The sequence below is a fragment of the Micropepsis pineolensis genome (assembly GCF_055392125.1).
In genome coordinates this window covers 2852463-2870998 of sequence record NZ_AP042408.1, presented here as the reverse complement: position 1 = coordinate 2870998, position 18536 = coordinate 2852463, and the positions used below count along the sequence as shown (strand labels likewise).

Below are 18536 nucleotides of genomic sequence, written 5' to 3'. Positions count from 1 at the left end.
ACTCTCTGAGAGGATGATATGCAGAATAAAATCCAAGAAGGGCGGGCACTTGATTTTGCCGCCCCCTATGACCTTTCGTCTGGTGACGGCTTTATGGTTGGTAAGGTCTTTGCTGTGGCCACGGGGGATGCTGCCAGCGGTGGCACTATTGTGGGCGAGCGCTACGGTGTCTTTGACCTGAAAAAGGCCGCAACACAGCCGTGGACTGCCTATACAACGCCAGTTTATTGGGATGCCACTAATAAGGTCTGCACATCTGTAGCAACGAATAACGTGCTGATCGGTGTCGCTGCCGCTGACGCCGCATCGTCTGCAACGGGTACAACCGGGCAGGTCTTATTGGTCCCGTCTGTCGTGGTCTAATCTGGCTATCGGGCGGCGTGGGTGCCGCCCGATGGTTTCTGCATGAGGTGATTCCATGACAAATGTCTTTACGGACGCGATGGCCGACATAATGGCAGACGAAAATATCGGCGTGGATATTGTCTATCGCCCGCCGACGGGTGACGCAGTTGAATTCCGTGCGGTCTATGATGAACAGCAAACCGATATCGCGCTGTACGGTACAGCAAAAATCAGTGACAGCGCCCGGCTTCTTTTGGTGCGTATCCGCGATGTTCCTGCGCCGGTTACCGGGGCAGTGGTTGAGGTTGGGGGTGTGGCCTGTCGGCTATTCAAGTTCACGCCATCAGATCCACAAGACGGTTGCTGGCAGTTCGAGCTGACCACATCATGACCACAACACACATGGCGGCGCTTGATGCGCTGAAAACTCTCATATCCGCCGCTGTGGTGACCACTGGTGGCAGCTTTTGGCGTGACCCGGAAGTTGATGTGCCCGCTTCAAACGCGGGTGTGGTGATCATGTCTGACGGCGATGCGGGCGATCCGGAAATTATCCTGTCGCCGCTGACCTATGCCTGGGAGCGCGCGGTCGAGTTTGAAATCACGGCTAACGGCGTAAACCGCCGCGATGTGGTGAACGGAATCTTTGCGGCCGTCGAGCCCGCTATTGCCGCCGACCGCACGCTTGGTGGGGTGGTTGACGATGCCCGCATCCTGACCGCGCCGCAGATCAGCCAGTTTGACAAAAAGGACGGTGTGGCACCGGAACTGACCGCCGTGCTGCACATCACCCTGAATTACGATACGGCGGACGGGGCAGTCTGATGTCCGTGCGGATCCGGGCGTCGATCGACGGCGACTGGGTGGCTATGATGGCCGATGTGGACAAGGATATCGCTACGGCGGCTACCGATGCGGCACAGGAAGTTGCTGCTGGCCTGAAAAGCGATCTGCGCGAAATCACGCAAAAGGCCGGGCTGGGTAGCCGCCTTGCCAATACCTGGCGCAGCGCTGTTTACCCCAAGGGGCGGACCAGTATTGATGCAGCGGCCTTTGTCTATTCCAAAGCACCAGACATTATCGACAGCTTTGACCGTGGTGCCACCATCTATCCGGTGAATGGCAGCAAGATGCTGGCAATCCCGACAAAAAACGTCCCACGCAAAGGTCGCGGGCGGCGCATGACACCGCTCGATGTTGAAGATGCTTATAATCAGGATCTGAAGTTCGCCCGCACCAAGGATGGCAAGACCATCGCTTATGTCGAGGTGATCAAGGCCAAGTCCGGCAAGGGCTGGCGGCAAGCGACCAAGGGCCGTCTGCGCCAGGGGCGGGTAGTTCAGCCTGTCGTCATGTTTATTCTTATCCCCGCGGCAAAAATGCCAAAACTGTTCAATCTGGATGCCACGGGCGCGTACTGGGGCCAGCAGATGCAGGCCATTTTTGAAAGTAATCTGTCCAACCTTTAAAAGGAGAATGTCATGGCCCGCGCACGTGGCTCTGATGCCGTTATGTCCGGCGTAATCGAATCCGATTATGGCGTAACGCCTGCTGCCGGTTTTTATAAATTGCCGTTCGTGTCCAGCGCGGTCGGTGATGAGCAGGGGCTGGTTGAGGATGATACACTGGGGGATGGGCGTGAGGCGGGCGATCCGTCGCCGGACGTAATCAACAATTCCGGTGATATCGTGGTTCCGGCCTGTGTCCGCAATCTGGGTTTCTGGTTTAAATGCCTGTTCGGTGATCCGGTCACGGAACAGGGTATTGCTGCCGAAGGTAAGATCACATTTTCGGCCCAGCCGGCGACCGGAAGTTCGATTGATGTTGACGGTAAAACATTCACTTTTGGCACCGATATCGCCATTGGCAGCACGCTAAAGGCGACGGTTGGAAACGCAGTTGCTGCGCTCGCAGCTTCCGCTGACGTTGGCGTATCCGCGGCCACCTATCGGGTGAGTGCAAAAGGTAATGCCATAGAGATCACCTTTGATGCGCTTGGTGTGGCCGGTAACGCCTTCACGCTGGCGGTGTCAACTGATCCGGTTACCAATGCGACCGTTTCTGGCGCCACGCTGACTGGTGGTGCCGCCACGGGGGCATATCGCCATGTCTTCAAGTCTGGTGCATCAATACTCAATTCGGCGTCGATCGAAATCGGCCTGCCTGCCGTGCCGACTTATGCCATGAATTACGGGCTGGGTGTCGATACTCTGTCGTTTGATATGGGCCGGTCGGGCAACCTGAATTTTACCCTGGGCTGTATTGCCCGTGGCGAGGCTGACCGCACCAAGGTCAGTACGGCTGGAACACTTAAAGTGCTCGAGAAAAAGCGCTTGACGCAATTTTCCGGTTCCGTTCTGTCCGAAGGTGTCCCGGTCGGTGATATCGTTTCGTCGTCTTATAAATTCTCCAATAATCTCGATAAGATTGAGGTTGTTGCGGAAGACGGGCGTATCACAGGTGTCGATCCGGGCAAAGTGACGGTAACTGGTCAAGATGTGATGCGCTTCAGCGATACCACGCTTTTGGAAAAGGCATCGTCTGGCACACCGATCCAGCAGGAACGGCGCTGGAAAATTTCGTCCACCATGCAGCTTATTCTTGTCAACCACCGCGTTTTCCTGCCCAAGGCAAAGGTGCCTGTCACAGGGCCTGATGGCGTGCAGATCACGCTGGCTTGGCAGAGTGCCAAAGACAGCACCGAAGGCTGCATGGTCACCGCCACCCTGATCAATGATGTGGAGAGCTACTGATGCGCATCGCGAAAGTTCCGGCAGGTCCTTATGTGCTAAAGGCGGATGAGCTGGCACCAAATGTGCCCGCGCTGGCCGGTGTCGAGATTACCGTGTTACCGGTTGAGCCAGCCATGTATCTGGCCGCACGTGAAGCGATGCGTCGGGTTTATGCGTCTTTGCTGCCGGATCTGGCTTACGCGACCGCTTCGGATGGTGGTGACGACGAGCCTGTCAGTCCTGATGATATGCGGGCGCTGGAAAAAGCACAGCGCAAGGCAATGCAGGCGTTTACGTTGGAATTCGCCAGCATGGCTATTACAGGCTGGAATGGGGTCGATGATGAAGCCGGGACCCCCTTGCCGTTAACAGTAGACGGTATGGCGCAAGCGTTTTCGGCGATCGAGCTGTACGACTTTTTTGATCAAACCTATGTCCGCCCGGTGCGGATGATGGATGCGGAAAAAAACGCATCCGCGCCCTCGCGGAATGGCACTTCGGGGGCGAAAATTCGGGCGAAGCGTACTGCTGCAACTGCCCCACGCCATGCCCGGACTGCCCCTACACCGTCAACGCCCCGCAAACGACGGACGGCAAAATCGCCTGGCAAGGCTTAAAGGCACTTGGCACGCAACTGCGGGTTGTCCCGCAGGTGTTTGGTATGGGCGGCGTGATTAAAACCGTCGCCCTGCCATATGGCCTGGATTATGGGGCCGCTATCGCGTTTGCCGAGCGTATCGGCGCCGATAATTTTCTGTTTTTTGAACTTCTGCCCCAGATCGAGGGCTGCATTGTCCGGGCCCATAGCCGGACAGAGGGTGAGCTATGACCAAACGTCAGATTTCCATCCGTGTTGGACTTGATGGCGGTGCGGATGTTCGCCGCGAAACGGAGGCTATCGGCAAAAGTGGCGAGGCGGCTGGTAGGAAAATTGTTGCAGGTTTTGATGCGGCCACGGCGGCTGTTGGCAAATATGATGCCGCCGGTCGCCGAACCGCTGCTGCGCCAAAGAAAGACTTGCCCGGTGGAACTTATGGTGCGGCATATAAAGGGTTTGATGACGAAAAGTCTGCTTCCAACATGCTGGAACGTCAAAAGGAGTTTCAGTCGCGTCTGTTGGGGGTGGTGCGTGCCGGATCTGCACCGGTAAATTTGGGGGCAGCTGTACAAGCCAAGTCAGCCCGTGACACCGCATCGGTTTTTGCTGCGACAGAAAAGGCTAATGCGGCGCGTGTGGCGCAAATCGTGCAATGGCAGCGCGAACAGACGGGGCAGAGCTTCCAGAGTGATTTCGAGCGCCGTATGGGTATTGGTATGCGGTCGGCGGCATCGTCCGGCGCGACGGTTTCTGCATTGGAAGATCAGGCTCGCGAGATGGAGGCAATGCAGGCCCGCGCCCAGGCATTGCTTTCCGAGATAGATCCGCTGGCAGCGGCAGAGGTGCGGCTGACCAAAGAAACTGCGGAATATAACCGCATGTTGTCTGCCGGGGCGTTGACCCAGACCCAGCATAGCAATGCCATGGCCAAGGCGCGGCTGGCTTACGAACAAGTAGCCGAGGCTGAAAAGAATGCTGCCGGTGGTGCGCGATTATCACCGTTCCAGCGCACCAACCTGATGTATCAAATGAATGACGTGGTTGGTGGGCTGGCTATGGGCCAGAAACCCATACAGGTCATGTTGCAGCAGGGACCGCAGCTTGCTCAGGTTTTTGCAGGCTCTGGTTTAAGCGTGACGGGGGCGCTGAAAGCCACTGCCTCTTCGCTGACGGGGTTGGTGTCACCCAGCCTGCTGGTGGCTGCTGGCATATCTACGGTGGCGGCCAGCGTGGCCTATCTGCAATATGCCGGTATCAAGGCGGGTAAAGAGCTCGAAATGGCTTTGACCGGAACTGGTCGTGCTGCCGGTGTGACGGCGGGGCAACTGAACGATATGGCAGGAAGGGCTGCCAGCCGGTCCGGAGCCGGTACGAATGAATCTCGTGGGTGGGCCGAAACATATGCCAAAAGCGGTGCGGTTCCGGGTAGTTCAATCGAGCGGCTGACGGCGCTAACGGCGGATTATGCGGCAACAACCGGACAAAAGGGGGCTGATGCCGCGAAGGAGTTGGCAACGTCGTTTTCTGATCTGGGTACTGGTGTTGGAACGCTTTCATCAAAAATTGGCGGCATTGATTATGTGACGCAGCAATACATCGTCAGTCTTGAGCGGTCGGGCGAACACGAAAAAGCCGTTGATGCTGCCATAAAGGCAATGGAGCCCTCACTGGAAAACCATCGCACTCAACTTACGATGCTTGGGCGGGCATGGGAGGATGTTTCGACTGCTGCGGGGCGTTATGTAAATGGCTTTACACAAGCCCCTAGTGATGACGCTAGGCTGGCAAATTTGAAGGATCAGCTTTCCGGGGCGCAGAAGGATAACAAAGGAGGTTTTCGAAACGAAACGATCGCAACCCTTAAGGGCTTAATTGCAGAGATCGAAAGTCGTCAGCGGGCTGCTGGAACGGATGCGCAGTCTATCGCTGATGTGAAATTGTCAAATCAGATCGCACCGTTAGTCGGTGATCTGTCTCCAGATGCACAAAAAACGCTGTTTAACAAGCAGGCGGATGCTCAACTTGCGCTTTTGGAAAAGGCGAAGCTTTCTACTTCAATCCGCCAGAAGATGGGGTTGTCTCTTGGGAATGTTGATGGGGCTATTGCCGCCAAGCAAAACCAGAAAGATACCTATCAGTCCGACACCGCAAAGATCGTTCAGGGGTATCAACTGCAAGCCCAGGCGGCTGAGGCGATCACACCGTATGAAAAGGCCCATATCGCCCGCCAGCAAGTGTTGTTGGGTCTGGCCGGGCAAACGGTGTCAAAGACTGATGCGGAAGCCCGCGCCAATGCGGCCTTTGCCGCTGCACTGAAATCGGCAAATTACGAACTCAGCCGCCAGGCGCAGCTGACGCGCGCGGCCACGGGGCAAACCCGCGCGGTCACTGGGGCGTATATGACGGGTGGCATCGCGGGCGGTATGTCAGCTGATGCCCACCGTCAGGCCGTGCTGGATAATCTGCAAAGTGGTGTCAGTGTTGAGGGGCGTTTTCGTGACCTTCTGGGTCAATCTTTGGCGTCGCAGGGGGAAACTGTGTCCCAGTCCGTTGCGCGGCTGCAAGCCGAGGCGGATGCCCGTAAAAAGGACCTTGATCAGGTCGTCAGTGGTGCGTCGGCTTATACGGACGCAAACCGTGCCATGCAGATGAATATTGCGTTGGCGGATGAAGACGCGGCTACCACGATAGCACGTAAAATGGGGTATTACGATCTGGCCAGTGAGCTGGAACGGGTGTCGTTCGCATACCGCAAGGTTTTTGTGGCTAATGACGATCAGGCGCGCGCCTGGGCTGGCCGCAAGGATGTTTCGGATCAATATACCCAGATCAGTCAACTGAACGCCCAGATGTCCGCGGCGCAATCTGGTGGCAGACCAATGGATCCGGGCGAGCAGGTCCGTCTGCAGATCCTTGGTGACACCAACGCTCTGCTGGAAAAGGGCTACGCGATCCAGACCGATGTCGGGGTGGTACTGACCGCACAGGGCAAGGAATACCTGGCCAACGCCCAGCATATCGATCAGATGAACCGGCTGCTTGAGCGTACTAAGGCTGCCAACGAGCAGGTATATGCGTTTGAAGGTGGAATTTTCGACAAACTGGGTGATCAGATAACGTCCAGTCGTGACACGTGGAACCAGTATTTTGATTCCGTAATAACGGGATTCCAACGCATGACTGCCGAACTAACCATCGTCAATCCGGCAAAAAACCTTCTGCTGGGTGGCGATAGCGCGGGCCGTCAACTGCCGACATTGTTCGATGTTGGCGGTGCGTTGGGCGATCTGATGGGGAATAATGATATGTCGTCCGGTGATAGTATCAACGATATCGCCGTCACTGGTCGAAAGGGGCGTCTGACCGACATGGCGGCAATGGGGCTGTCGACCGGGTTGGGTAATTTGTTCTCAGGTGACAGCGTCAGCAATATTTCAGTCATGGGGCGCCATGCCCTGTTATCCGATATGGCCGCGTCTGGCGCTACCACAACCGCCGTTGGTGGTGGCGGCTGGATGAGCGAGTTTGGCACCTATCTAGCTGGCATGTTTCACACCGGTGGTGATGTCTATGGTGCCCCGAATTCCAACCGCATTCTGCCCGCCAGCGTGTTGCGCTTTGCCCCGCGCTTTCACGATGGTGTGGATCTGAAGGCCGACGAGATACCTGCAATCTTGCAGACTGGCGAGCGGGTGTTGAACCGCGCTGAGGCGTCTGACTATCGCAAAGGCGCTGCGGCCAGCACGGCCCCTACAATCAACTTCCACAATTACGGCGAGCCGGTGTCGCAGGGGCAAACGGATTACGATCCGAAAACCAATACGCTGGATATTGCGATCGAGCGTCAGGTCACCAGCGGCATCAATTCCGGCATTCGTAACGGCTCGTTCGATACGTCCCTGGGCGAAAGCTTCGGCGTGTCGCGTGTGCTGACGCGGAGGTAATTAGGATGACAACGGTTATCTGGCCGTCAAGTCTGCCTGCATTGCGCAGCAGCGGGATGGAAGGCGAGCTTGCCAATACCGTCAAATCGTTTGAGGTGGATGATGGTGGCCCGTCCATTCAGGGGATTTTTTCAACCGTAAACGTGCGCAAGCTGACCTTCACGATCCGGTGTGACAAAACCCAGAAGCAAACGTTCTTAACGTTTTTTAATGGTGATGCGGCACGTGGCGCTTCCTGGTTCACCTTTTCCGATCCGATCACGGAACAGGTTTCCTACGCACGCTTTATCGCCAAAAAGCCACCCAAAGTCGTGCCGGCGGTGCGCGGCGTTAAGTGGGACATATCTATGACGCTGGAGCTGAAATAATGGCCAGCGAAACGTTTGTCGAAAATGCCAATCGGGAAAACCGCTATATCCCGATCACGCTGCTGACCATTACGCATGACAGCCTGTCAACGCCGATCTATTGCACGCTAAACGGTGAAGATGTTGTGTCGAATGGCGTAACCTATAAATCCGTGCCGTTCACCTTTACCCCGCCAAAAATCACACGTGACGGTATTCAGCCCGGCAAAATGTCGATCGAGAATATTTCCGGCGATGTGGTCGAGGCATGTCGAACCATTGCCGGAAACGCGGCCCCGGCAAAATGTACCTTCAGCTTCGTAATGCCTACGGATTGGGACACGGTCGAGCGCACCTGGCCGTCGCTGGAACTGCGCAACGTGCAATACACTGACAATCTGACCGGCACGCTGTGCCACCCGATGTTCGGCAACGAGCCGCACACAAAATACACCGCATCTGATAGCAACTTTCCGGGTCTGTAAAATGGACGATTACACGGCGCAATGCGCACCCTTCATCGGGGTGCCACGGGTTTACCATGGCAAAACGCCAGCGGGTTGGGATTGCTGGGGGCTGGTGCGTTATATCGGCGTGAACGTGCTGGGGTTTAACTGGCCTGATTTTGATGATGCCTATCAGGGTTGTGCCGACCATGACCCTGATGCCGTATCGGCCTCGATCCAGCGCTATCTGGGTCAGTGGCGGGCGACAGATCCGCGTCCCGGCACAATCGCCTGTTTCGATATGCGTGGGGCCCGGCGCCGGGATGCGCCCTGCATTTTTCACGTCGGTTTGATTGTTTCCCGCCGTACCATGATCCATGTCTGCGCAGATCCGCGCCTGTGCACCAATTCCGGCACGGTGATCGAGCCGTTTAATGGTCTGGTCTGGCAGCCCTATTTCTATGCAGCCATGGAATATTGCGGGGGGCAGAACCAATGAATGCCCCTCTGCGCCAGCTGCCTGCGGGCCACGAAGTCTATTTCGCGGATCCGTTCTTCACTGGCCCCAAAAAGATCACGGTTCCTGAATTCGGCACAATCGACGAAATGGTGAATTTCGCCATCGTGTCTGGTCGCCTGCCGCCAGAAGTCAAGGAATTGATCCGTGTCTACATCGGTGGCCACGAGATCGAGCGCCGCTATTGGTCCAACATTCGCCCTAAGGCAGGCACCAATATCAGCCTGATTGCCACCCCGCTGGGTGGCAGCAGTGGCACCAGTAAGATCCTCAGTACCGTTGCCATGATCGCCGTGGTGGTACTGACCTGGTGGTGCGGGGGTGGTGCGCTGGCGGGTTCATGGCTGGCCAGCACGTCCGGATTCAGCTTCGCAGCCGGCTCGTCCAGCGCCATGATTGCGGCCCTGGGGGTATCGCTGGTCGGTGGTGTGGTGCTGAACGCGCTGTTCGGGGCCGACAGTAAAACGTCAACGCGATACACCATCGACGGTGCCGGCAACCAGCCACTTGAAAAGTATAAGTCGGTGCCGATTGTGCTGGGTCGTCGTCGCATCTATCCGCGTCTGGCCGCCACCACCTGGACCGAATGTCACGATATCGACGATGATGGCGATAATTACCAGTACCTGAATTTGCTGCTGTTCTGGAGCGTCGGAAAAGTTGGTTACACCGATCTGAAAATCGGTGAAACCCCGATTACAGATTACAACGACTACGAGCTGTATGATTGTCTGGCATCAACCGCGCTGCCTGCGAACTACAGCCAGATTGTTCGCGAAGATAAAATTTCGGCCGAACTGCGATATTCCGACAGTGATGGTTGGGTGCAGCGGCGCACCCGTACCCGGACCACAAAAATCGAAGTCGTGCTTGGTTGGCCTAGCGGCTGCTACGGCATGAACATGAAAAACGCGTTCGGGGTCGATCTGCAAATGCAGTATCGATCAACAGATAGTGGTACGTGGCTGGATGCCCCGACGGGGGGCTCGTTCACTGTCAAGAAAAAGACCAGTAAGGTCTTTTATAAAAAATACAGCTGGGCAGTTACCGAAGGGCAGTATGATATCCGCATTCGCCGTACCAACGGTGATGACTGGGGCCTCAGTGATACAGACCGGTCCAAGCGAAATACTACGGTTTATTGGTTGCTGCTTCATTCGTTTGGTGATGGCAAGGTTATCACAAACCCCGGCAATTTCTCGATCACTGGTTTGCGTATTCGGGCGAACAACCAGATTAATGGCACGCTTGAGAATATCAACGCGGTCGTGACCTCGGTTGTTCCGAAATGGAATAACGGCAAATTTGACGATAGCTACCGACAGGAAAGCCGGAATCCTGCCGAGCTGTTTCATTGGTATGCCACTTCTAATGTTACGGCCCTGCCGCAAACGGGGAAAATCGATACCGCTGCGCTTGGCGCCTGGGCCGAGGAATGTAATGAAAAGGGTTGGTACTGCGATTACGTTGCCGAAAATGTGTCGATGCAACAGGTGCTGCATATCCTCGCCGCATCGGGGCAGGGTTTCGGGGCGGTATGGGAAGATGGCCTGCTGTCTGTCGCGGTTGATGATGAAAAGGCGGCCCCGGTACAGATATTTTCGGCCAGAAATGTACGTAATTTCTCCGGATCGATTGCTTTTCCAGATGAAATCCACGCCGTAAACGTCATTTTCGCTGATAATACCGATAATTATAACAGCCAGACCCGGACGGTTTACGCCACGGGCTATAGCGCCACAAACGCAACCCTGTTTGAAACGGTAGAGCTGCCCTATAAATGCGACCCGACCGAGGCTTACGTCTTCGGCTGGCGCTATATGGCCGCCCGTACGCTGCGCCCGGAATCCTACAGCTTCGACACCTGGACCGAAGGTCTTGTCGTGCGTTACGGCTGCCGGGCGGATGTTGCCCACTGGCGCATGTCGGTCGGTATTCAGGGCTCACGCATCCGCTCGCTCGGTAAAAACGCCAGCGGAATGATTTCGGCGGTCACGCTGGATGACGAAGTGACCATGGATACTGGCACATCATACGTGCTGCGGGTCCAGAACGGCTCGACCATCACGAACTATAATATTGTGACGGTTGCGGGTACCAGCGCCACACTGAACCTTGAAACGCCTGTAACGGTTGAAGCTTTCGGTACGGGGGCGTTCCCCTGCATATTCGGGGTTTCGGAAAAAGAAACCCTGGCGACGATCGTCGTCGGCATTGATGTGCACGACGATAAATCCTCCACACTGACCTGTGTGCCCTATGCCCCGGATATGCTGGCCAACGGTGGTGATATCCCCGATTGGGACCCGGAAATTACTTCGCGCCAGACCACGAAAACATCCTCTGGCCGGGCGCTGGCCGATGGCGATCAGGATGCGCTGACCGATCAGGTTGTCATACAGACGGCTGCGGCTGTCGCCGTAGTTCAGGGTGATGTAGAGCAAACCGCATCCGCACTGGATAGCGCCATATCCGAGATGCTCGACACGTCAACCTTCACTGCATTGGAGTCTATATTACAGTCTTTGGTCAATCTGGATGCCGCAAGCTACGATCAGTACCAAAGGGTGTCCGAAAAATTGTCGGTGGCGTCGGCTAATGCATCGGCCAGCATTGAACAGGCCCGGACGGTTGCCTTAAACGCCAGCGAATCTGTGGCGGATTTGGCGACGGTGGTGTCGTCGAATATTAGCAACGTAACTTCACTTATCACGCAGGAGGCTCAGACCAGGGCTAACGCAGATCTGTCGCTTTCGACAACGATCAATAATCTGTCGAGTACGGTATCTTCAAACGCTTCACTTATCACGCAGGAGGCTCAGACCAGAGCTAACGCAGATCTGTCGCTTTCGACAACGATCAATAATCTGTCGAGTACGGTATCTTCAAACGCTTCACTTATCACGCAGGAGGCTCAGACCAGAGCTAACGCAGATCTGTCGCTTTCGACAACGATCAATAATCTGTCGAGTACGGTATCTTCAAACGCTTCACTTATCACGCAGGAGGCTCAGACTAGGGCAAGTGCCGATAGTGCCATAAGTGACGCCCTGTCACAGGTAACCACTACGGTTGGTAAAATATCTGCAAGCGGCTATCTGCGTATGACGGCAACACAAGATACCAGCAGTGCATCGGTTACAGTGGGGCTTGCGGCGGTGGTGTCGACGACTGCTGGTGATGCGACAGCAGCGTTACTTCTGCATGCGGATGAAACGGGTAGTTATGTTGAACTGCAAGCTGGATATGTCTATGTGCTGGCGTCAGATGGTACAAAAACTGCCGTTTTTGATAAAGACGGAAGCCTAAATATCAGAAAGCTCGTTGTGCAGGGCACATTAAGTGCAAGTGTGATGCAGATAAACAGTATCTGGAGCTGGGTGGGCGATAATAGCGCAACTATAAAATATATTGGTCTAACAAACGCTGAGGCTGACGGATATGCGCTGCATTTAGTGTCGACACCAGAATTTTCTGTAAGTTCTGCTGGATTTGTTGCGATCAATATAACCGGCGTCATTAGTGTCGTTCCTACTGTCAGTACAGATATAGGAACCATTCTTCATATGACATTGGATCTCTATAATGTTGATACCGGTACATGGACGTATACCGTTGGTGATGTTTACGTCGGTACAGTAACTGCAGCCGTTCAAGTCCGTCAGTATTTTAATATTAATTCATGGTTTAAAAATGTGCCTGCCAGCGATGCGAACGTTCAGTACCGGGCACGTGTATATATTTCTTCGTCCAATGTGAATTCCGCCCGTTCTTTTGGTATTTTGAATAACGCTAGCTGCGCATTTGCACAGCAAATGTGGTGATCTGAATACTGAATGGCGGTAATCGCCCTCTCAACAATAAAAGGATTTCGTTATGCAACAGAGCAATTCTGGGCAGCAAAAAGTTGTGGCATTTGCTGCATATTTTGAGGTGTTGGAACATGTCCGCATTCTGTCTGGCCGTGCCTCAGATTTGGCCGGTGCGTTGGCGCAGGCAAAAGAAGATCGTGATGCGTTGGCGGCACGTAACGCCGAACTGGAAAAGCAGCTGAACGATCAGAAATCTACCAAGGCTCAAAAGCCGCAGAAAAAGGAACCTGTTACGCTTGATGGTGTAGCGGTTGTGAGCGATGGCGGGGCGCAGGAATGACCGACATTACCAACACCAATTACGATGCTGCGCTAGCTGCAGGTGAGTTTGCCGCCGCAACGAACGTGTCGTTGCACACCCTGATCGCGGTAACCGGGTTGCCTGACGTGCCGTTGGTCGAAACATTTTACCTGGATAATTTTCCCGCGTTGGCCGCCGTGCCGGCGCTGCCAAAGGCGAAAACAGTGCGGCTGTGGAACCTGAATAAAGTGACGACATTGCCAGAGTTGCCTGCAGCAACGGATGTGACGCTGCTGAATTTGCCAGAGCTGACGGCATACCCGGCGATGCCATCAGCTAAAAAAGTCTTTATCGCGGGCTGCGCTAAGGCAACGGGCGCGCCCGCTGTGCCTGTCGGATGTATCGTCATCATTGACGGCAATCGGCAATAATCAACGAGGTCAATATGGCAACGCTATATTTTACCGGTACCTGCGATGTGGTGGTTACGGACGGTGTGGCAAAAATCACCCCTACCACAATTTACAATGACGCAGGTGTGGCGGTCAGTACCCTGTATACACGCATTAAAACGGGTGATCGCATCAATTGCAGCGCGGGGTGTGGAATTGTCGCCGCCGTGGCGGCTGATGGCACGATCACCTCGACAGATGGCTGGTACGGTACCACTGCGGCAGGTGTAAAATTCAATGCCCAGCCGATGCCGGCGGGCTCTGAACTTGCAACATCGACCCGTGATGCACTGGCGTGGAAAAACACCCTGAACAGCTTGGTTTGTGTTCGGGCTGGGGAAGCCAGCGCAGTCAAGGAATTACAGAAGCTCGACTGCCTAGTGGGACTGTATTTCACATCGATGGCGCTCATCGCGCCGCCGTCATCTTATGCCGCCGGTGCAACCTATCTGGTCGGTGCGTCCGCCACAGGGCTGTGGGCTGGGTATGACGGCAAAATTGCCTACAGTCGTGATGGGGCTGCGTGGGAGTTCTATGCGCCTTACAATGGTCTGACGGCCTATAACACGGCTGACGGACGGCGCTATCGCTATTCGTCCGGTGCGTGGGCTGCCGACGACGCCATGGTTAGTGGTCATGCGGTTTCAGTGTCAGGTACGGCGACTGACGGCACGCTGTATTCGCTATCGTTTACACTGTCGGGCGCAACGGCTGTCACGTTTCCAACCTCCGGTACGGTGGCGGTGCTGGAAAAGGCGCAGACGTGGGCTGGGGTTCAAACATATAAGGCTGGGTTATTAGAAGACGTTACGGGGGCCGCTTATCATAACTTGAACGGCACCACGACTGAGTCATTCTATAATGTTTTCAATGCAGCAATGCCAAGCGGTAGTCGTCGCGGTCGGTTTGGATTAAATACCGGGTCAGGTACACTCTGCATTGATATGCTTAGTGACGACGGGAATACAGTTACTGGCCGGGTCACAATGACATCAACGGGCATTCTTGGGACAAACGCGGTAAAATTTCCGGCTACACAAGTGGCATCAACTGACGCCAATACATTGGACGATTACGAAGAAGGTACGTGGACGCCAGTATTGACCGCGGCCACAGCCCCTGCCGGAGTAACGTATCAGGTTCAGTCCGGTCGATATGTAAAAATCGGTTCGGTCGTGCACCTGTTTTTCGGACTAAAAGTGTCCTCCGTAGGGAGTGGTGGAGCAGGCGTTGTCAGAATTTCAGGGTTGCCATTTGCACAGGTTGGGACCGGATCATATAGCGAAGCGGCTGTTCTGTTGGGTGCACAGGGTGGGTTTGCAACAGCGGCGAACGCAGGACACGTAGGGATTTTTGTCGCTACCGGTTCGGCATATATCGAATTTCGTTTGATGAGCACGAACGGTGATACCGAAATACCGTGGAGTGAAATTACAACGAGCACGTTCCTCGGTCGTGAGATCGTATATATCGCAAGTGCATAGGGGAAACGAGAATGATGGAACGAAATTTAAACGACTATGAAACAGGTTCGTGGAACCAAGTGAAATTAAAACGGAGAACATAGACAGAACTGCAATGTGGTTCTGTAAAATATGTGAAGATTGGCTGTGTCATAAACACTGTAATAACGGAGGCATATAATGGCGACGTTCACCCAGGGAACTAATGTCGATAAAATCGAGATATTAAGCAGCGGCATTGTGCGTGTTCGCCTAAGAAAGGAGGTGCTTAAGGACGGTTCTGTTCTGTCTTACGAATACCACAGCACAACATTGTGCCCCGGCGACGATACATCCGCAGCACTGACAGCACTTAATACAAATCTGTCGGCAAATGATGCCGCAGAAATTACCGCGACAGCGTGGACTGTTGTAGTCGCTCAATGTATCGCAGCTTGGACTGATGCTGTCGTCGCCGCATATAAGGCGACACTCACCGCCAGCGCATCATCGTCAACCGACACGTCATCGACCAGTTCGACTTCTACCACCAGCGCGTAACGGCGCGGGTGACGCCTGCCGCCTGATCGGGCGGGCACAAACTCAGGTAAATCACAATGCAGAATAAAACAGCCGCCGGGCTAACCGCCTCGGTGGTCGCGATGCTGCTTACCTTTGTGCCGATGCACGAGGGTAAGCGGTTGATCGGCTATCGCGATCCTGCTGGCATCGCCACCAAATGCTTTGGTGATACCCGCAACGTGGTGGTGGGCCAGCGCTATAGCGAGGCTGAGTGTCTGGCATCGTTAAAATATCAGCTCGCGGCACATGGCGATGGGGTGCTGCGCTGTGTTCCGGTTCTGGCCGGGCATGACAATCAAACCGCTGCGGCGGTGTCGTTTGCCTACAACATCGGCGTGGGGGCGTTCTGCAAATCCACTGTTGCGCGCCGCTTTAACGCCGGTGGCTGGCGCGGAGCCTGCCGCGCCATCAATCAGGATGATCATGGCCACCCACAATGGGTGAGCGCCGGTGGCAAGGTGCTGCCGGGGCTGGTGACGCGCCGCGCCGCCGAACGGGCGCTATGCGAGAAAGGATTGTAAAATGTGTGTTTTTGCGTGGTTTAAAATCAAGGTGTCGGTGCTGCGCGCTGCGATCCGTGCCCGTCTAACCAGTGACTGGCGCACCTATCATAAACAGTTTTCGGCATGGGTGCAGGCCGTGACCGCAGGGTTCGCGGCGGTGTGGACGCAGGTGCCGCCTGATATCCGGTCGGCGTTCCCGACATGGTCGTTGATCCTGATCGGGGTGGCGCTGATCGGCCTGCATATGCTGGCGCGCACATGGGCACAGCCGGGGCTGCAACAGGGGCGGGGTGGTGCATCCCAGCCGGGCGGGGGCGTGTGATGGCAACCATTCTGGCGCTGCTGACAAGCGCAAAGGCCGTTTTGTCAACCGTTTGGGCGTTTTTGAAAACTAAGGCGGGCAAAATCATTCTCGTCATAACCGGCGCGGTGCTGGCGCTGTGGCTGGTCTATCATCGGGGTTACAGCGCGGGGCAGGGCGCGTGCGTGGCTGCGCACAAAGCGGCTGCCGCGCAAACGGTGCAGCGGCAAACGCAAGCCGCCAGTGGGGCTGTAACCCGCGCTAACGGACGCGTCGCGCAAAACACAAAATCTGACGATTATAACAAGGGGGTTATCCGCGATGTCACGCGCAACGCTGCAACGCTGCCGGATGGCAGCGATACTTGCATTCCTGCCGCTCTGGCTGACCAGCTGCGCAGCCTCGAATGAGGTGGTGCCGGTCACGATGCCCACCGCACCGGCGGGGCTGGTGGCCTGTGCTGATACGGCTATGCCGGGCCTGCCCGGTGCTGTGGGCACGGCGTTGACTAAGGCACAGGCGGCTGAGGCGTTGGTCGATAACCGTGCGGCCGCATTGGCGGCGCATCGGTGTGCGGTAGCGTGGCGGGAATTTTATGGGGATCTGCGGGCGGCACTGACTAAGGCACAGGCGGGCAACAACGCCAGATAACGGGGGCGGGCGTGAGTGATGATGAAATGGCAAAGCTGCGCGAACGGGTGGCGCGGATTGAGGAATCTCAGGAAAATCAGGACCGGCGTCTGGAGATTATTCAGGATGATATACGGGCCATTCGATCGGTGCTTGATCAAATGAGCGGTGGCAAAAAGACGGTCTTGCTAATTTTCGCGCTGATTGGTGCGGTGGCCGCAGCGGCTGGCGTGTACGCGGCTGTGTTGAGGGGGCGTTGATATGCCGGATAAATTACCCATTGGCGATGCGGTCGATGCATTACTGATCTCTGGCGATGGCAATGTGTCCCAAATCGCCCGTCGGTTTGGTGTCAGCCGCAGCTATGTCGCCGACCGCATGACCGCGCTGGTGGTCAGCGGTAAGTTACTAGCCAGCAAGGCGCGGCTGCCAGGCAACGATACCAAACCGGCAGAGGAGACGCCGTTTATCGCACCACCGTCGCGCGCCCGGCTCATGGCCGGGCGGTGATCTGCTGGGCCTCGATGACACCTTGCCGGTGGCAATCCAGGCTCCTGACCCGGTTGTCGCCCTGGCTCCCGCTGCGGCCGCCGCAGGAGACACGCCCAGCGACACAGAGGTGTCGGCAACTGATTCTACCACCGATATAGCCGCTACGTCCGATACCACGGCAACGTCGACCGAGGCCGCGACGCCCTCGGTCTAATCTGGCCTATTGCACGATTTTGGCCCGGCTGCGCATCAACGCGTGGCCGGGCTTTTTTTAATGCTAGTTTAGAATCGGGGTTTCAAAGCGATTGTTTGGTCCACGCGCGATAGTGTTGTTATAAACCATCGCATGTCCCTACAAACCCAGCATACTACTTCTAAGAGGTTGCTATATTCTGATTTAGGTTTTCGGTCGAAGATGGGCTTGTGATGTGCTAGGCGATTACGAAATGTTCGTATAGCGTCCAGTCTGTCGTATAATTTCTTTCTATCTATGTTGTCAGGTTTATTAGGAAAAAAAGAAGAAAAATATATGGGCCATAAAACGTCATCATAATTCTTTGTAAGGAGGTGTAGCCAGAAGCCAAAAGATAGGCCAGATACTATATGGTTGATGGTTGTTTCCGTGCCATATGCAAAACGTTCTGTTTTGGTTACTACTTCAAGTTCAGTGCGTAAGCGATTGGGTAACGTACAAAGAAAGCTGCCTTGTAAATTCCAGTTTGTCCCAAACTTTTCACATAGGGCGCCGTGTATCGCATTTCTTACAGTGATTTCTGCGAATTGAGTCGGTAGGTAAAATGCTTCGCACAGTCGGACATTCCAAATATAAAGGCGTAAGGCGTAATTTTTATCTTCCTTGGCATCTGTTAAATAACGCCCTAACCTCGCTTGCGAAAATGATCGTTCAAGTTGAGAGTATGTTAACGGTGTGCAAGAAAATGGTTGTTGCATTTTAAAAGCCTACAGGGCTATTGTTCGTAAATGAGCTGTAAGGATCGTCTCTGCCCTTTGGGTTGAGCCCTTATGGACCAGATTTGAGGCCGGACCTTCGGGTGCCGGCCTCACGCTTTTTGTAGGTTGTCATTTGTGTGT

22 protein-coding genes are annotated in these 18536 nt (G+C 55.1%); all 22 read left to right on the top strand.

Going from position 1 to position 18536, the window contains the following annotated elements:
• Nucleotides 1–18: 18 nt before the first annotated feature.
• Nucleotides 19–363, top strand: coding sequence for a DUF2190 family protein (locus tag ACZ5RI_RS12785; protein WP_464513599.1), 345 nt, complete (start codon nucleotides 19–21; stop codon nucleotides 361–363).
• 55 nt (nucleotides 364–418) lie between these two features.
• Nucleotides 419–736, top strand: coding sequence for a head-tail joining protein (locus tag ACZ5RI_RS12780; RefSeq protein WP_464513598.1), 318 nt, complete (start codon nucleotides 419–421; stop codon nucleotides 734–736).
• On the top strand, nucleotides 733–1170 hold the full coding sequence (locus ACZ5RI_RS12775; RefSeq protein ID WP_464513597.1) for a hypothetical protein: 438 nt from the start codon (nucleotides 733–735) through the stop codon (nucleotides 1168–1170). The genes ACZ5RI_RS12780 and ACZ5RI_RS12775 overlap by 4 nt, the downstream gene beginning before the upstream one ends.
• A complete protein-coding gene (locus ACZ5RI_RS12770; RefSeq protein ID WP_464513596.1) occupies nucleotides 1170–1814 on the top strand; it encodes a DUF6441 family protein in 645 nt (214 codons plus the stop codon). Before ACZ5RI_RS12775 ends, ACZ5RI_RS12770 begins: the two co-directional genes overlap by 1 nt.
• Nucleotides 1815–1826: 12 nt before the next feature.
• Complete coding sequence (locus ACZ5RI_RS12765) at nucleotides 1827–3098, top strand: phage tail tube protein (RefSeq protein WP_464513595.1); 1272 nt, start codon at nucleotides 1827–1829, stop codon at nucleotides 3096–3098.
• Nucleotides 3098–3694 (top strand): hypothetical protein, encoded by a 597-nt coding sequence (locus ACZ5RI_RS12760; RefSeq protein WP_464513594.1) that lies wholly within the window; start codon nucleotides 3098–3100, stop codon nucleotides 3692–3694. The genes ACZ5RI_RS12765 and ACZ5RI_RS12760 overlap by 1 nt, the downstream gene beginning before the upstream one ends.
• Nucleotides 3695–3738: 44 nt before the next feature.
• Nucleotides 3739–3906, top strand: a complete 168-nt coding sequence (locus tag ACZ5RI_RS12755; protein WP_464513593.1) for a DUF7697 family protein — start codon at nucleotides 3739–3741, stop codon at nucleotides 3904–3906.
• Nucleotides 3903–7619 carry a phage tail length tape measure family protein gene (locus tag ACZ5RI_RS12750; RefSeq protein ID WP_464513592.1) on the top strand — a complete coding sequence of 1239 codons (3717 nt, stop codon included), beginning with the start codon at nucleotides 3903–3905 and terminating at the stop codon, nucleotides 7617–7619. Before ACZ5RI_RS12755 ends, ACZ5RI_RS12750 begins: the two co-directional genes overlap by 4 nt.
• Before the next feature lie 56 nt (nucleotides 7620–7675).
• Entirely contained in the window at nucleotides 7676–7987 is a 312-nt protein-coding gene (locus ACZ5RI_RS12745) for a hypothetical protein (RefSeq protein ID WP_464513591.1), read from the top strand.
• Entirely contained in the window at nucleotides 7987–8451 is a 465-nt protein-coding gene (locus ACZ5RI_RS12740; RefSeq protein ID WP_464513590.1) for a DUF1833 family protein, read from the top strand. The genes ACZ5RI_RS12745 and ACZ5RI_RS12740 overlap by 1 nt, the downstream gene beginning before the upstream one ends.
• Before the next feature lies 1 nt (nucleotide 8452).
• The gene (locus ACZ5RI_RS12735; RefSeq protein WP_464513589.1) at nucleotides 8453–8911 is read left to right on the top strand and encodes an NlpC/P60 family protein; all 459 of its coding nucleotides are present in this window, start codon (nucleotides 8453–8455) and stop codon (nucleotides 8909–8911) included.
• The gene (locus ACZ5RI_RS12730) at nucleotides 8908–12753 is read left to right on the top strand and encodes a phage tail protein (RefSeq protein WP_464513588.1); all 3846 of its coding nucleotides are present in this window, start codon (nucleotides 8908–8910) and stop codon (nucleotides 12751–12753) included. The genes ACZ5RI_RS12735 and ACZ5RI_RS12730 overlap by 4 nt, the downstream gene beginning before the upstream one ends.
• 85 nt (nucleotides 12754–12838) lie before the next feature.
• Complete coding sequence (locus ACZ5RI_RS12725; RefSeq protein WP_464513587.1) at nucleotides 12839–13081, top strand: hypothetical protein; 243 nt, start codon at nucleotides 12839–12841, stop codon at nucleotides 13079–13081.
• A complete protein-coding gene (locus ACZ5RI_RS12720; RefSeq protein ID WP_464513586.1) occupies nucleotides 13078–13473 on the top strand; it encodes a hypothetical protein in 396 nt (131 codons plus the stop codon). The genes ACZ5RI_RS12725 and ACZ5RI_RS12720 overlap by 4 nt, the downstream gene beginning before the upstream one ends.
• 14 nt (nucleotides 13474–13487) lie before the next feature.
• Complete coding sequence (locus tag ACZ5RI_RS12715; RefSeq protein WP_464513585.1) at nucleotides 13488–14978, top strand: DUF2793 domain-containing protein; 1491 nt, start codon at nucleotides 13488–13490, stop codon at nucleotides 14976–14978.
• Nucleotides 14979–15137: 159 nt separating this feature from the next.
• Complete coding sequence (locus tag ACZ5RI_RS12710; RefSeq protein WP_464513584.1) at nucleotides 15138–15497, top strand: hypothetical protein; 360 nt, start codon at nucleotides 15138–15140, stop codon at nucleotides 15495–15497.
• Between the two features lie 56 nt (nucleotides 15498–15553).
• A complete protein-coding gene (locus tag ACZ5RI_RS12705; protein ID WP_464513583.1) occupies nucleotides 15554–16039 on the top strand; it encodes a lysozyme in 486 nt (161 codons plus the stop codon).
• 1 nt (nucleotide 16040) lies between these two features.
• Nucleotides 16041–16343, top strand: coding sequence for a DUF7940 domain-containing protein (locus tag ACZ5RI_RS12700; RefSeq protein WP_464513582.1), 303 nt, complete (start codon nucleotides 16041–16043; stop codon nucleotides 16341–16343).
• Nucleotides 16343–16732 carry a hypothetical protein gene (locus tag ACZ5RI_RS12695; RefSeq protein WP_464513581.1) on the top strand — a complete coding sequence of 130 codons (390 nt, stop codon included), beginning with the start codon at nucleotides 16343–16345 and terminating at the stop codon, nucleotides 16730–16732. The genes ACZ5RI_RS12700 and ACZ5RI_RS12695 overlap by 1 nt, the downstream gene beginning before the upstream one ends.
• Nucleotides 16644–16973 carry a hypothetical protein gene (locus tag ACZ5RI_RS12690; RefSeq protein WP_464513580.1) on the top strand — a complete coding sequence of 110 codons (330 nt, stop codon included), beginning with the start codon at nucleotides 16644–16646 and terminating at the stop codon, nucleotides 16971–16973. The genes ACZ5RI_RS12695 and ACZ5RI_RS12690 overlap by 89 nt, the downstream gene beginning before the upstream one ends.
• A gap of 11 nt (nucleotides 16974–16984) precedes the next feature.
• The gene (locus ACZ5RI_RS12685; protein WP_464513579.1) at nucleotides 16985–17212 is read left to right on the top strand and encodes a hypothetical protein; all 228 of its coding nucleotides are present in this window, start codon (nucleotides 16985–16987) and stop codon (nucleotides 17210–17212) included.
• 1 nt (nucleotide 17213) lies between these two features.
• Nucleotides 17214–17462, top strand: a complete 249-nt coding sequence (locus tag ACZ5RI_RS12680) for a hypothetical protein (protein WP_464513578.1) — start codon at nucleotides 17214–17216, stop codon at nucleotides 17460–17462.
• The last annotated feature ends 1074 nt before the right edge of the window (nucleotides 17463–18536 follow it).

Excerpts from the sequence above, each read along its gene's own strand:
- ACZ5RI_RS12785 (WP_464513599.1), top strand. The coding sequence starts at position 19 with ATGCAGAATAAAATCCAAGAAGGGCGGGCACTTGATTTTGCCGCCCCC.
- ACZ5RI_RS12780 (WP_464513598.1), top strand. The coding sequence starts at position 419 with ATGACAAATGTCTTTACGGACGCGATGGCCGACATAATGGCAGACGAA.
- ACZ5RI_RS12775 (WP_464513597.1), top strand. The coding sequence starts at position 733 with ATGACCACAACACACATGGCGGCGCTTGATGCGCTGAAAACTCTCATA.
- ACZ5RI_RS12770 (WP_464513596.1), top strand. The coding sequence starts at position 1,170 with ATGTCCGTGCGGATCCGGGCGTCGATCGACGGCGACTGGGTGGCTATG.
- ACZ5RI_RS12765 (WP_464513595.1), top strand. The coding sequence starts at position 1,827 with ATGGCCCGCGCACGTGGCTCTGATGCCGTTATGTCCGGCGTAATCGAA.
- ACZ5RI_RS12760 (WP_464513594.1), top strand. The coding sequence starts at position 3,098 with ATGCGCATCGCGAAAGTTCCGGCAGGTCCTTATGTGCTAAAGGCGGAT.
- ACZ5RI_RS12755 (WP_464513593.1), top strand. The coding sequence starts at position 3,739 with ATGGGCGGCGTGATTAAAACCGTCGCCCTGCCATATGGCCTGGATTAT.
- ACZ5RI_RS12750 (WP_464513592.1), top strand. The coding sequence starts at position 3,903 with ATGACCAAACGTCAGATTTCCATCCGTGTTGGACTTGATGGCGGTGCG.
- ACZ5RI_RS12745 (WP_464513591.1), top strand. The coding sequence starts at position 7,676 with ATGGAAGGCGAGCTTGCCAATACCGTCAAATCGTTTGAGGTGGATGAT.
- ACZ5RI_RS12740 (WP_464513590.1), top strand. The coding sequence starts at position 7,987 with ATGGCCAGCGAAACGTTTGTCGAAAATGCCAATCGGGAAAACCGCTAT.
- ACZ5RI_RS12735 (WP_464513589.1), top strand. The coding sequence starts at position 8,453 with ATGGACGATTACACGGCGCAATGCGCACCCTTCATCGGGGTGCCACGG.
- ACZ5RI_RS12730 (WP_464513588.1), top strand. The coding sequence starts at position 8,908 with ATGAATGCCCCTCTGCGCCAGCTGCCTGCGGGCCACGAAGTCTATTTC.
- ACZ5RI_RS12720 (WP_464513586.1), top strand. The coding sequence starts at position 13,078 with ATGACCGACATTACCAACACCAATTACGATGCTGCGCTAGCTGCAGGT.
- ACZ5RI_RS12715 (WP_464513585.1), top strand. The coding sequence starts at position 13,488 with ATGGCAACGCTATATTTTACCGGTACCTGCGATGTGGTGGTTACGGAC.
- ACZ5RI_RS12710 (WP_464513584.1), top strand. The coding sequence starts at position 15,138 with ATGGCGACGTTCACCCAGGGAACTAATGTCGATAAAATCGAGATATTA.
- ACZ5RI_RS12705 (WP_464513583.1), top strand. The coding sequence starts at position 15,554 with ATGCAGAATAAAACAGCCGCCGGGCTAACCGCCTCGGTGGTCGCGATG.
- ACZ5RI_RS12700 (WP_464513582.1), top strand. The coding sequence starts at position 16,041 with ATGTGTGTTTTTGCGTGGTTTAAAATCAAGGTGTCGGTGCTGCGCGCT.
- ACZ5RI_RS12695 (WP_464513581.1), top strand. The coding sequence starts at position 16,343 with ATGGCAACCATTCTGGCGCTGCTGACAAGCGCAAAGGCCGTTTTGTCA.
- ACZ5RI_RS12690 (WP_464513580.1), top strand. The coding sequence starts at position 16,644 with ATGTCACGCGCAACGCTGCAACGCTGCCGGATGGCAGCGATACTTGCA.
- ACZ5RI_RS12680 (WP_464513578.1), top strand. The coding sequence starts at position 17,214 with ATGCCGGATAAATTACCCATTGGCGATGCGGTCGATGCATTACTGATC.